At 54.4% G+C, this 12,769-nt stretch carries 11 protein-coding genes and 2 tRNA genes; 11 read left to right on the plus strand and 2 right to left on the minus strand.

Translation table 11 applies throughout. From position 1 onward, the window contains the following. The first annotated feature begins 75 nt into the window (after nucleotides 1–75). A complete protein-coding gene (gene orn / locus ACE15A_RS03020; protein ID WP_053507694.1) occupies nucleotides 76–621 on the plus strand; it encodes an oligoribonuclease in 546 nt (181 codons plus the stop codon). A 61-nt stretch (nucleotides 622–682) separates the two neighbouring features. On the opposite strand, the gene ACE15A_RS03025 is transcribed toward orn, so the two are convergent. Next, complete coding sequence (locus ACE15A_RS03025; protein WP_023248790.1) at nucleotides 683–1,423, minus strand: arginine ABC transporter substrate-binding protein; 741 nt, start codon at nucleotides 1,421–1,423, stop codon at nucleotides 683–685. Between the two features lie 402 nt (nucleotides 1,424–1,825). Here ACE15A_RS03025 and ACE15A_RS03030 point away from each other — a divergent pair. Next, a tRNA-Gly gene (locus ACE15A_RS03030) sits at nucleotides 1,826–1,901 on the plus strand. A 36-nt stretch (nucleotides 1,902–1,937) separates the two neighbouring features. After that, nucleotides 1,938–2,013: transfer RNA gene (locus tag ACE15A_RS03035), tRNA-Gly, on the plus strand. A gap of 269 nt (nucleotides 2,014–2,282) precedes the next feature. Here ACE15A_RS03035 and queG read toward each other — a convergent pair. Next, complete coding sequence (queG, locus tag ACE15A_RS03040) at nucleotides 2,283–3,422, minus strand: tRNA epoxyqueuosine(34) reductase QueG (protein ID WP_164984565.1); 1,140 nt, start codon at nucleotides 3,420–3,422, stop codon at nucleotides 2,283–2,285. Between queG and nnr the strand changes: the two genes are divergently transcribed. The 8 genes from nnr to hflK all read left to right on the plus strand — a co-directional run bounded on the left by nnr (nucleotide 3,421) and on the right by hflK (nucleotide 12,768). Next, nucleotides 3,421–4,968: a bifunctional ADP-dependent NAD(P)H-hydrate dehydratase/NAD(P)H-hydrate epimerase gene (gene nnr / locus ACE15A_RS03045; protein WP_064055799.1), complete on the plus strand. Its 1,548-nt coding sequence runs from the start codon at nucleotides 3,421–3,423 to the stop codon at nucleotides 4,966–4,968. The genes queG and nnr overlap by 2 nt on opposite strands. Further along, nucleotides 4,940–5,401, plus strand: a complete 462-nt coding sequence (gene tsaE / locus ACE15A_RS03050; RefSeq protein ID WP_023248680.1) for a tRNA (adenosine(37)-N6)-threonylcarbamoyltransferase complex ATPase subunit type 1 TsaE — start codon at nucleotides 4,940–4,942, stop codon at nucleotides 5,399–5,401. Before nnr ends, tsaE begins: the two co-directional genes overlap by 29 nt. A 16-nt stretch (nucleotides 5,402–5,417) precedes the next feature. Next, entirely contained in the window at nucleotides 5,418–6,740 is a 1,323-nt protein-coding gene (gene amiB / locus ACE15A_RS03055; RefSeq protein WP_053507691.1) for an N-acetylmuramoyl-L-alanine amidase AmiB, read from the plus strand. 9 nt (nucleotides 6,741–6,749) lie between these two features. Beyond that, entirely contained in the window at nucleotides 6,750–8,606 is a 1,857-nt protein-coding gene (gene mutL / locus ACE15A_RS03060) for a DNA mismatch repair endonuclease MutL (protein WP_053507690.1), read from the plus strand. Then, nucleotides 8,599–9,549 (plus strand): tRNA (adenosine(37)-N6)-dimethylallyltransferase MiaA, encoded by a 951-nt coding sequence (miaA, locus tag ACE15A_RS03065; protein ID WP_053507689.1) that lies wholly within the window; start codon nucleotides 8,599–8,601, stop codon nucleotides 9,547–9,549. Before mutL ends, miaA begins: the two co-directional genes overlap by 8 nt. An 82-nt stretch (nucleotides 9,550–9,631) precedes the next feature. Continuing rightward, nucleotides 9,632–9,940: an RNA chaperone Hfq gene (gene hfq, locus ACE15A_RS03070; protein ID WP_001051879.1), complete on the plus strand. Its 309-nt coding sequence runs from the start codon at nucleotides 9,632–9,634 to the stop codon at nucleotides 9,938–9,940. 71 nt (nucleotides 9,941–10,011) lie between these two features. Continuing rightward, the gene (gene hflX / locus ACE15A_RS03075) at nucleotides 10,012–11,292 is read left to right on the plus strand and encodes a ribosome rescue GTPase HflX (RefSeq protein WP_000460339.1); all 1,281 of its coding nucleotides are present in this window, start codon (nucleotides 10,012–10,014) and stop codon (nucleotides 11,290–11,292) included. A gap of 216 nt (nucleotides 11,293–11,508) precedes the next feature. Then, nucleotides 11,509–12,768: an FtsH protease activity modulator HflK gene (gene hflK, locus ACE15A_RS03080; protein WP_000312502.1), complete on the plus strand. Its 1,260-nt coding sequence runs from the start codon at nucleotides 11,509–11,511 to the stop codon at nucleotides 12,766–12,768. Nucleotide 12,769: the final 1 nt, after the last annotated feature.

Genomic DNA, 12,769 nt, shown 5'->3' on the forward strand with positions numbered 1-12,769 from the left:
AAAACATCTATGATACACGCAATTGTAGATGAATATAGTCACAGTGAATGTGACCTCTGAAGGGTGGAAAATAGCATGAGTGCCGATGAAAACAACCTGATTTGGATCGATCTGGAGATGACAGGTCTGGACCCCGAGCGCGATCGCATTATTGAGATAGCCACGCTGGTGACGGATGCCAGTCTGAATATTCTGGCGGAAGGGCCGACGATTGCGGTACATCAACCCGATGCGCAACTGGCGTTAATGGATGACTGGAACGTGCGCACCCATACCGGCAGCGGCCTGGTGGATCGCGTTAAGGCAAGTACGATGGGCGAACGAGACGCTGAACTGGCGACGATTGAATTCTTGAAAACGTGGGTGCCTGCGGGTAAGTCGCCGATTTGCGGTAATAGCATTGGTCAGGATCGTCGTTTCCTGTTTAAATATATGCCGGAACTGGAGGCTTACTTCCACTATCGCTATCTGGATGTCAGTACACTCAAGGAACTGGCGCGCCGCTGGAAGCCGGAGATTCTGGCTGGCTTTACCAAGCAGGGCACGCACCAGGCGATGGATGATATTCGCGAGTCGGTAGCGGAACTGGCTTACTACCGCGAGCATTTCATTAAGCTATGAGGCGCGACATGCCGGATGACGACGCCAGAGCGTTTTATCCGGCAGCTCTCCCGCCGCTGAATTACTGCGTAAACCATTTCTCTTGCATCTGCGCATATTCCGGCGACGCTTTCACCTTGTCGAGTGCGGCATTAATCTCTTGCAATAGCGGGTCATTGCCTTTGCGTACCGCAATGCCTAACCCTTTTCCGTAGTAGTCAGGATCGCTGGCGCGTTCATCCATGATGGCGTAATCTGGATTGTTTTTTAGCCATTTGCCAATCGCGGCGACATCGCCAAACACGCCCTCAAGGCGGTTATTTTTCAGATCGGTAAAGGCGTTCAGATAGCTGTCATAGGCGACTGGCGTGATTGCTTGTTGTTTATCCTGCAAATAGCGCTGATGCGTTGTACCGTTTTCCAGTCCGACTTTTTTGCCTTTCAGATCGGCAAAAGTGTGATAAGCCCCTTTACGCGTGACGACTACCGCCGACAAACCTTCGTAATAGGGTTGGCTAAAGGAGACCTGCTGTTCACGTTTGGGCGTCATGTCCATACCAGCGATCACCGCATCAAATTTCTTGAAGCGTAGACCGGGGATCAGGCTATCAAAGCTCTGGTTAGTGAATGAGCACTCCGCTTGCATCTCTTTGCAGACTGCGTTGGCGACATCAATATCGAAACCAACAATTTTATTATCGGCATCGACAAACTCATAGGGCGCATAGGTTGCGGAGGTGCCAAAATGTAATGTTCTGGCGGAAACGGAAGCAGCGTGAACGGAGAGGCTGGCTAACAGCATGACAATAAGCTTTTTTTTCATCTTGATCCTTGATATCGATTGGATGTTGTGGTGGTTCCGATGCGCTTCGTTCTTTAAGCGGTTTTCTGGCGGCTGGCTTAAGATACGCCAGTCACATCGCTATCTATGTTCCTGATCGTTTTTTGCTGCTGCGATACCGCGTAAATGATGAGGCGCATACACCTTGCTATTCTTTTTTTGGCGCAGGGTGCTATTCTGATTCTGTGCCTTTAGGCGTGGCGTGAAAAGTTTTTTGTCGAATGACGCACGCTTTGCTCGTTTTTTATCTTGTTTGGTGATTTAATCAGCACTCAAACAAAAAACGCGAAAAAATGCGCTCAGGGGCTTGCAGCTAAATGGATTTCTCGTATAATGCGCCTCCCGTAACGACGCAGAAATGCGAATTACGACAGCAACAAATTTGCGGGAATAGCTCAGTTGGTAGAGCACGACCTTGCCAAGGTCGGGGTCGCGAGTTCGAGTCTCGTTTCCCGCTCCAAATTTGATAGTGCTTGTTAAGCACAAACGCACCCAAGCGGGAATAGCTCAGTTGGTAGAGCACGACCTTGCCAAGGTCGGGGTCGCGAGTTCGAGTCTCGTTTCCCGCTCCAATTCTTATCTACAGTAAAATTATCCACAACGAAAATCGCGTTGGGGAACGTTTTGTTCCGCTTTCGTCAGATCCTTGTAAACAGACTTATCCACAGGATGGTCCATTACTCCTGGAATGCCAAAAATCATACCTAACCAGTGGAATTTATACAACGCATTGAAATTTATGCAAAAAATAAGATTTCAAAATGTTAGCGTTATGGACTGTTCCTTTTCTCCCTCTTGAATCGCAATGTGTTTTTATTTTTATACACAGCCTGTGAATAATTCAGGCATCGCGCACCAGCCCTTTCTCAATCACCCTGACCAGACGTTGTTTTTTCGGTAGCTGCACTTCAATGATGCAGGCGTTCCGCTTTTCAATTTGTTGCGCAACCGCCCATTCGATATGCTCATCAAGGAGTGGATGCTCACCCTTGCGGCTTTCCAGCGCCGCAATGACGGCATTACTCCACGGCGCATTCCCCAGCGCGACGGCAACATTGCGCAGCCAGCGTAAATGACCAATGCGCCGAATCGCAGAACCTTCAGTGACTTTCAGAAATTGCGCTTCGCTCCAGCTAAACAACTCAAGCAACTCCGGAGCATGCAGCGCCTTGCGTGGGCTAAAATCTGCTTCGTCGGTCAACTGAGAATAACGATTCCACGGACAGATAAGCTGGCAGTCATCGCAGCCGTAAATACGGTTGCCTATTAGTGGGCGAAATGCTCCTGGAATAGCGCCTTCCAGCTCAATGGTGAGATAAGAAATACAGCGCCGCGCGTCCACCGTATAGGGTTCGACAATCGCCCCGGTCGGGCAAATGGTCATACAGGAGACGCATTTGCCGCAACCTTCCTCAATCGGTTGGTCGACCGGCAGCGGTAAATCAATCAGCAATTCCCCCAGGAAAAAGAATGACCCCGCCTCCCGATTAAGAATAAGTGAGTGCTTACCCGTCCAGCCAAGTCCGGCTTTTTCCGCTAATGGGCGTTCAAGAATAGGCGCAGAGTCGACAAACGGTCTAAAATTCAGCGAACCGCAGTGCTGCTGGATCTGCTCGCCCAGTTTTTTAAGGCGGTTGCGTAATAGCTTGTGATAATCACGCCCCAGCGCATATCGGCTAACGTAGCCCAGCGTGGGATTCTTCAACGTACTGGCAAACGCGGCGTTGGCGGGCAGATAGTTCATGCGCACGCTGATGACACGTAGCGTTCCAGGTAAGAGTTCATGAGGCCGGGCGCGCATCATACCGTGGCGCGCCATCCATGCCATCTCGCCGTGGTATTGTTTGTCCAGCCACGCCTGCAGCACAGGTTCGGATGCGCGCAGATCGGTGTCGGTAATACCGACCTGCTGAAAGCCCAGCTCCAGCCCCCACTGCTTAATATTTTGCGCTAACTGATTGAGATCGAGGGGCTTTGACATGATGGACCATAACATGAAGAAAAACCCTGTAAGTATACCACACTCCATTTGGCCCGCCGATGACATCAAACGGCTGGAACGCGATGCGGCGGATGCCTTCGGGCTCACACTCTATGAATTGATGCTGCGCGCTGGCGACGCAGCGTTTCGGATAGCTCGTGACATGTACCCTGACGCCCGACACTGGCTGGTGCTGTGTGGTCATGGTAACAACGGCGGCGATGGTTACGTCGTGGCGCGACTGGCGCAAGCGGCGGGCATTAGCGTGACGTTGCTGGCGCAGGAGAGCGACAAACCGTTGCCTGAAGAAGCAGCACAGGCGCGCGATGCCTGGCTGAATGCCGGGGGAATTATTCATGCTGCCGATATTATCTGGCCGGAAGTGACAGATCTGATTATCGACGCGCTGCTTGGCACTGGCATAGCCCAGGCGCCGCGCGCCCCGGTAGCCAGTCTGATTGAACAGGCGAACGCCCATCCTGCGCCAGTTGTCGCCGTCGATATCCCGTCAGGTCTGCTGGCGCAAACGGGCACCACGCCCGGCGCGGTGATAAGTGCCGCGCATACGGTCACGTTTATCGCGCTGAAACCTGGGCTGCTGACCGGCAAAGCGCGTGATGTTACTGGCATACTGCATTATGACGCGTTGGGACTGGAAGGCTGGCTGGCGAGCCAGACGCCGCCGCTCCGGCGCTTTGACGCGACGCAGTTGGGGCAATGGCTAACGCCGCGTCGACCGACCTCCCATAAGGGCGATCATGGTCGCCTGGCCATTATCGGCGGTGACCTGGGAACTGCGGGCGCGATTCGGATGGCTGGCGAGGCGGCGCTGCGTGCGGGAGCGGGGTTGGTCAGGGTACTGACCCGCGGTGAAAACATCGCGCCGTTGCTGACGGCCCGCCCGGAACTGATGGTACATGAACTGACGCCTCAGTCGCTGGAAGAGAGCCTGACCTGGGCTGACGTTGTGGTTATCGGCCCGGGGCTTGGGCAGCAGGAATGGGGCAAAAAAGCCTTACAGAAAGTAGAAAACGTCCGTAAACCTATGCTGTGGGATGCGGATGCGTTGAACCTACTGGCAATCAATCCTGATAAACGTCACAATCGCGTGATTACGCCGCATCCGGGAGAGGCTGCCCGCCTGTTAGGATGTTCTGTGGCAGAAATTGAAAGTGATCGCTTACTTTCAGCACAGCGTCTGGTAAAACGTTACGGAGGCGTGGTTGTGTTAAAAGGCGCAGGAACGATTATCGCCTCTGCACACCACCCTTTGGCTATCGTTGACGCTGGTAATGCGGGGATGGCGAGCGGCGGGATGGGCGATGTCCTGTCTGGCATCATCGGCGCATTGCTTGGACAGAAGTTTACCCCGTATGATGCGGCATGTGTGGGATGTGTGGCTCACGGCGCGGCGGCGGACTTACTGGCAGCGCGTTATGGCGCTCGCGGCATGTTGGCGACCGATCTTTTTACTACGCTGCGGCGTATTGTTAACCCTGATGTGATTGACGTAAACCATGATGAATCGAGTAATTCCGCTACCTGACGAACAGGCGACGCTAGACCTGGGGCAACGGGTAGCCAACGCCTGCGATGGCGCGACCGTTATTTATCTGTATGGCGATTTAGGTGCCGGTAAAACGACGTTTAGCCGGGGGTTTTTACAGGCGTTAGGCCATAACGGTAATGTAAAAAGTCCCACCTATACACTGGTAGAACCTTATGCGCTTGATAACATGATGGTATATCACTTCGACTTATACCGTCTTGCGGACCCGGAGGAGCTGGAGTTTATGGGCATTCGCGATTATTTCGCCAACGACGCCATTTGCCTGGTGGAGTGGCCGCAACAAGGTAAAGGCGTTCTCCCCGACCCGGACGTCGAAATCCATATTGATTATCAGACGCAGGGGCGTGAGGCGCGCGTAAGCGCAGTATCCTCAGCGGGTCATTCGTTACTGGCGCGTTTAGCCGATTAGCTATAAAGGTGGCGGGATGATTTATCGCATCAAAAATGCCGTAATAGCAGCCTTAATCCTGCTGTGCGCGCAGGCGGGCGCCGCCAGTCTCTCTGATATTCAGGTTTCCAACGGCGAGCAGCAGGCGCGCATTACGCTCAGTTTTATCGGCGAGCCGGAATATGCTTACTCACAGGACGGTAAACGTACCGTGGCGCTGGATATCAGGCAGACCGGCGTGATTCAGGGGCTGCCGCTTCAGTTTAGCGGTAACAATCTGGTGAAAACGATCCGTGCCGGAACGCCGAAAGATGCGCAATCTTTACGGCTGCTTGTCGATCTGACGGAAAATGGTAAAACCGAGGCGGTGAAGCGGCAAAACGGCGGCAACTATACGGTCATTTTCACCATTAATGCCGATGTTCCGCCGCCGCCACCACCGCCTGTCGTCGCGAAACGGGTTGAAAGCGCGCCCCGTCCGACGGAGCCTGCCCGTAATCCGTTTAAATCTCCTGATGATCGCCTAACCGGCGTAACCAGCAGCAAGACCGTTACGCGACCTACGGCGCGCGCGCCGGCAGGCGCTGGCGATAAAGTGGTGATTGCTATTGATGCCGGACATGGAGGCCAGGACCCCGGCGCGATAGGCCCGGGTGGTACGCGTGAGAAAAATGTCACCATCGCCATCGCGCGTAAGTTACGCACATTACTGAATAACGATCCGATGTTTAAAGGCGTGCTGACGCGTGACGGCGACTATTTTATTTCGGTGATGGGGCGGTCTGACGTGGCGCGTAAGCAAAACGCCAACTTCCTTGTCTCTATTCATGCGGATGCCGCGCCAAATCGCGACGCCACTGGCGCCTCCGTTTGGGTATTGTCCAATCGTCGCGCGAACAGCGAAATGGCAAACTGGCTTGAGCAGCATGAGAAGCAGTCCGAACTGTTAGGCGGCGCTGGCGATGTGCTGGCGAACAGTCAGTCAGACCCTTACCTGAGCCAGGCGGTACTGGATTTGCAATTCGGTCATTCGCAGCGGGTAGGGTATGATGTGGCGACGAACGTGCTAAGCCAACTGGACGGCGTGGGGTCACTGCATAAACGTCGCCCGGAACACGCGAGCCTCGGCGTGCTGCGTTCGCCGGATATCCCGTCCATTTTGGTGGAGACAGGCTTTATCAGTAATCACGGCGAAGAGCGATTGCTGGCGAGCGATCGCTATCAGCAGCAGATTGCTGACGCTATATACAAAGGGTTGCGTAAGTACTTTGCAGCGCATCCGATCCAGTCTGCGCCGCAGGGCGGCCCAGGCCAGACGGCCAGTACCAACCAGCCTGGCGGCATAACCGCCGCGAATTAAGGAGATTTCATGCCGATTCAGGTTCTGCCGCCGCAGCTTGCGAACCAAATCGCCGCTGGCGAAGTGGTGGAACGCCCTGCGTCGGTTGTTAAAGAGCTGGTAGAGAATAGTCTGGATGCCGGCGCCACCCGCGTTGATATCGACATCGAGCGTGGCGGCGCGAAGCTTATTCGTATTCGTGACAATGGCTGCGGCATTAAAAAAGAGGAGCTGGCGCTGGCGCTGGCCCGACATGCCACCAGTAAAATCGCCTCGCTTGACGATCTGGAAGCGATTATGAGTCTGGGATTTCGCGGCGAAGCGTTGGCGAGTATCAGTTCGGTCTCGCGTCTGACGCTAACGTCGCGCACGGCGGAGCAGGCGGAAGCCTGGCAGGCGTATGCGGAAGGGCGCGACATGGACGTGACGGTAAAACCCGCCGCGCACCCGGTCGGCACCACCCTGGAAGTTCTGGATCTCTTTTATAATACGCCCGCCCGGCGCAAATTCATGCGTACCGAAAAAACGGAATTTAATCATATCGATGAGATCATCCGTCGTATTGCATTGGCCCGTTTTGACGTCACTCTTAACCTGTCGCACAACGGCAAATTGGTACGGCAGTATCGCGCTGTTACAAAGGATGGGCAAAAAGAGCGCCGGTTAGGCGCCATCTGCGGCACGCCGTTTCTCGAACAGGCATTGGCGATCGAGTGGCAGCATGGCGATCTGACTCTGCGCGGCTGGGTCGCCGATCCGAATCATAGCACCACGGCGTTAACGGAGATCCAGTACTGCTATGTGAATGGCCGCATGATGCGCGATCGTTTGATCAACCATGCTATTCGCCAGGCCTGTGAAGACAAATTGGGCGCGGACCAACAGCCTGCGTTTGTGCTGTATCTGGAGATTGACCCGCATCAGGTGGATGTCAATGTTCATCCCGCCAAGCACGAAGTGCGCTTTCATCAATCCCGACTGGTGCACGACTTCATCTATCAAGGGGTGCTGAGCGTTCTGCAACAGCAGACGGAAACGACGCTGCCGCTGGAGGACATTGCGCCAGCGCCGCGGCATGTCCCGGAAAACCGTATCGCCGCCGGACGTAACCATTTTGCTGAACCCGCCGTGTCGGCTGCGGCGCGCGAGCCGGCTACACCGCGTTATTCTGGCGGCGCATCGGGCGGTAGCGGCGGGCGTCAGTCCGTTGGCGGCTGGCCTCACGCGCAGCCGGGCTATCAGAAGCAGCAGGGCGAGGTTTATCGCGCGCTTTTACAGACGCCTGCGACGAGCCCAACGCCGGAACCGGTTGCGCCTGCGCTTGACGGACATAGCCAGAGTTTTGGCCGCGTACTGACGATAGTCGGCGGTGACTGCGCGTTACTGGAACATGTGGGGAATATCCAGCTCTTGTCGCTGTCGGTTGCGGAGCGTTGGCTGCGTCAGGCGCAGCTTACGCCGGGTCAAAATCCGGTTTGCGCGCAGCCGCTGCTGATTCCGCTGCGTTTAAAAGTGAGCGCCGATGAAAAAGCCGCGCTGCAAAAAGCCCAACCTTTGCTGGGGGAATTGGGCATTGAATTTCAGTCAGATGCGCAGCATGTGACCATTCGTGCAGTGCCTTTACCCTTACGACAACAAAATTTACAAATCTTGATTCCTGAACTGATAGGCTACCTGGCGCAACAAACTACATTTGCAACGGTCAATATTGCACAGTGGATAGCGCGTAATGTGCAGAGCGAACATCCGCAGTGGTCGATGGCGCAGGCCATATCGCTGCTGGCGGATGTTGAGCGGCTATGTCCGCAACTGGTAAAAGCGCCGCCGGGTGGTCTGTTACAACCTGTTGATTTACATTCGGCGATGAACGCCCTGAAGCATGAATGATGTAAGTAAGGCGAGCCTGCCTAAGGCGATATTTTTGATGGGGCCGACGGCCTCCGGCAAAACGGCACTGGCGATAGAACTGCGTAAAGTTTTGCCAGTAGAGTTGATAAGCGTTGACTCCGCCCTCATTTATCGGGGAATGGATATTGGTACGGCTAAGCCGAATGCCGATGAGCTGAAAGCGGCGCCGCATCGACTGCTGGATATACGCGACCCGTCGCAGGCGTATTCGGCAGCGGATTTTCGCCGTGATGCGTTAGCGCAAATGGCGGAGATCACCTCCGCGGGGCGTATCCCGCTGTTAGTAGGCGGTACCATGCTGTATTTTAAGGCATTGCTTGAAGGGTTATCGCCGTTGCCTTCAGCAGATCCGGAAGTCAGATCCCGGATAGAGCAGCAAGCTTCGGAGCTTGGATGGGAAGCGTTGCACCAGCAACTTCAGGAGATAGATCCGGTTGCCGCCGCGCGAATTCATCCAAATGATCCGCAAAGACTTTCCCGGGCACTGGAAGTTTTTTTCATTTCGGGTAAAACTTTAACGGAGCTAACGCAAACGTCAGGAGACGCGCTACCGTACCAGGTGCATCAGTTCGCTATCGCCCCGGCGAGCCGTGAACTGCTCCATCAGCGCATTGAGCAGCGTTTTCATCAGATGTTGGCTTCAGGTTTTGAAGCAGAAGTCCGGGCGCTTTTTGCCCGAGGAGATTTGCATACGGACTTGCCTTCCATCCGTTGTGTGGGATACCGCCAGATGTGGTCATACATTGAGGGCGAAATTTCATATGATGAAATGGTTTATAGAGGTGTTTGCGCCACGAGACAGTTGGCGAAGCGCCAGATGACCTGGTTGCGCGGTTGGGAAGGGGTGCGCTGGCTTGACAGTGAAAATCCCGATCGAGCGCGAAAAGAAGTATTACAGGTTGTTGGTGCTATCGCAGACTGAATGTGTACAATTGAGACGTATCGTGCGCAATTTTTCAGAATCGAAAGGTTCAAAGTACAAATAAGTATATAAGGAAAAGAGAATGGCTAAGGGGCAATCTTTACAAGATCCGTTCCTGAACGCATTGCGTCGGGAACGTGTTCCAGTTTCTATTTATTTGGTGAATGGTATTAAGCTGCAAGGTCAAATCGAGTCCTTTGATCAGTTCGTGATCCTGTTGAAAAACACGGTCAGCCAGATGGTTTATAAGCACGCGATTTCTACTGTTGTCCCGTCTCGCCCGGTTTCCCATCACAGCAACAATGCCGGTGGCGGCACCAGCAATAACTACCATCACGGTAGCAACGCGCAGGGTTCTACTGCGCAACAGGACAGCGAAGAGACTGAATAAGTTCACGCGCTGTTTATCCATGTCGGGGGCGTCGGATAATCGCCCCCGCTGGTTATTAAGAGGGTTTACGCTTGTTTGACCGTTATGATGCCGGTGAGCAGGCGGTACTGGTACACATCTATTTTTCGCAAGACAAAGATATGGAAGACCTCCAGGAGTTTGAATCTCTGGTCTCTTCCGCCGGTGTCGAAGCAATGCAGGTGATTACCGGTAGCCGTAAAGCACCGCACCCGAAGTACTTTGTAGGTGAAGGTAAGGCAGTTGAAATTGCGGAAGCCGTGAAAGCGACTGGCGCAGCGGTCGTATTGTTTGATCATGCATTGAGTCCAGCCCAGGAGCGAAACCTGGAACGTTTGTGCGAGTGCCGGGTTATCGATCGCACCGGTCTTATCTTAGATATTTTTGCCCAACGTGCGCGAACCCATGAAGGTAAGCTGCAGGTTGAGCTGGCGCAGTTGCGCCATCTGGCTACGCGTCTGGTGCGTGGCTGGACCCACCTTGAACGTCAGAAAGGCGGGATTGGTTTGCGCGGTCCGGGTGAAACCCAGCTCGAAACCGACCGTCGTTTACTGCGTAATCGCATTGTGCAGATTCAGTCGCGCCTGGAGAAAGTTGAGAAGCAACGTGAGCAGGGGCGACAGTCGCGTATCAAGGCCGACGTTCCGACGGTATCGCTGGTGGGCTATACCAACGCCGGAAAATCCACCCTTTTTAATCAGATCACTGAAGCGCGGGTCTACGCGGCAGATCAGCTATTCGCGACGCTGGACCCCACGTTACGTCGTATTGATGTGGCGGATGTCGGTGAAACCGTGCTGGCGGATACGGTAGGTTTTATCCGCCATTTACCGCACGATCTGGTGGCTGCCTTTAAAGCTACCCTGCAGGAGACGCGTCAGGCGACGCTGCTGCTGCATGTGGTCGATGCGGCGGATGTTCGTGTGCAGGAAAACATCGAGGCGGTAAATACCGTTCTTGAAGAGATTGACGCTCACGAAATCCCCACCTTAATGGTGATGAACAAAATCGATATGCTGGACGACTTTGAACCGCGTATCGACAGAGATGAAGAGAATAAACCCATCCGTGTTTGGCTTTCAGCGCAAACCGGCGTGGGAATACCACAGCTTTTTCAGGCTTTGACGGAGCGTCTTTCCGGCGAGGTGGCGCAGCACACGCTGCGTTTGCCGCCGCAGGAAGGGCGTCTGAGAAGCCGGTTTTATCAGCTTCAGGCAATAGAAAAAGAGTGGATGGAGGAAGACGGTAGCGTCAGTCTGCAGGTACGAATGCCGATTGTCGACTGGCGTCGCCTCTGTAAACAAGAACCGGCGTTGATCGAATACGTGATCTAGAGCGGAGTCATTCAGGTCGCATTGAAGCGGTAGCTGAGAGAATCTCAGGAGTTTACAACTGTAAAGTGACTGGGGTGAAAGTAGCAGCCACTCAAGGAGCGGCCTGAGAGATGACGCCTGTAACGGCGGCTCGTCTGAAGCATGGAGTAATTTCGCCTTATCCTCTGGAGTCGAAAGACAACGGGGATCACCGCATAACAAATATGGAGCACAAACATGGCGTGGAATCAGCCCGGTAATAACGGACAGGACCGCGACCCGTGGGGAAGCAGCAAACCTGGCAGCAACTCTGGGGGAAATGGAAACAAAGGTGGCCGCGATCAGGGACCTCCCGATCTGGATGATATCTTCCGTAAGCTGAGTAAAAAACTCGGTGGTTTTGGGGGCGGTAAAGGCACCGGTTCCGGCGGCGGTAGCTCATCGCAAGGCCCGCGTCCGCAACTGGGCGGTCGTATCGTCGCCATTGCCGCGGCGGCAATAGTCATTATCTGGGCAGCCAGCGGCTTCTATACCATTAAAGAAGCCGAGCGCGGCGTTGTGACGCGTTTTGGTAAATTCAGCCATCTGGTAGAGCCAGGCCTGAACTGGAAGCCGACATTTATTGACGACGTCACGCCGGTGAACGTCGAAGCGGTGCGCGAACTGGCGGCGTCAGGCGTGATGCTGACGTCTGATGAAAACGTCGTGCGTGTTGAAATGAACGTGCAATACCGCGTCACCGATCCGCAGAAATATCTGTTTAGCGTGACCAACCCGGACGATAGCCTGCGTCAGGCCACCGACAGCGCGCTGCGCGGCGTCATTGGTAAATACACGATGGATCGCATCCTGACCGAAGGTCGTACCGTTATTCGTAGCGATACCCAACGCGAACTGGAAGAAACCATCAAGCCGTACAACATGGGGATTACCCTGCTGGACGTGAACTTCCAGGCTGCGCGGCCGCCGGAAGAGGTGAAAGCCGCCTTTGACGACGCGATTGCCGCACGTGAAAACGAGCAGCAGTACATTCGTGAAGCGGAAGCGTATACCAACGAAGTTCAGCCGCGCGCCAACGGTCAGGCGCAGCGTATTCTTGAAGAAGCACGCGCGTATAAAACCCAGACTATCCTGGAAGCGCAGGGTGAAGTTGCCCGGTTTGCGAAGATTTTGCCGGAATATAAAGCCGCGCCACAGATTACGCGCGAGCGTCTGTATATTGAAACGATGGAAAAAGTGCTGAGCCATACCCGTAAAGTACTGGTTAACGACAAGAGCGGTAATTTAATGGTGCTGCCGTTAGATCAGATGCTAAAAGGCGGGAATGCGCCGGCGGCAAAGAGCGACAATAGCGCCAGCAACCTGCTGCGCCTGCCGCCGTCCACAAAGTCTAACGCCAGCGGAGCAAGCAACACGTCGTCCTCAAATCAGGGCGATATTATGGACCAACGCCGCGCGAATGCGCAGCGTAACGACTACCAGCGTCAGGGGGAATAAC

This window comes from Salmonella sp. HY31 (assembly GCF_042604575.1).
In the GTDB taxonomy this organism is placed as follows: Bacteria; Pseudomonadota; Gammaproteobacteria; order Enterobacterales; family Enterobacteriaceae; genus Salmonella; species Salmonella diarizonae.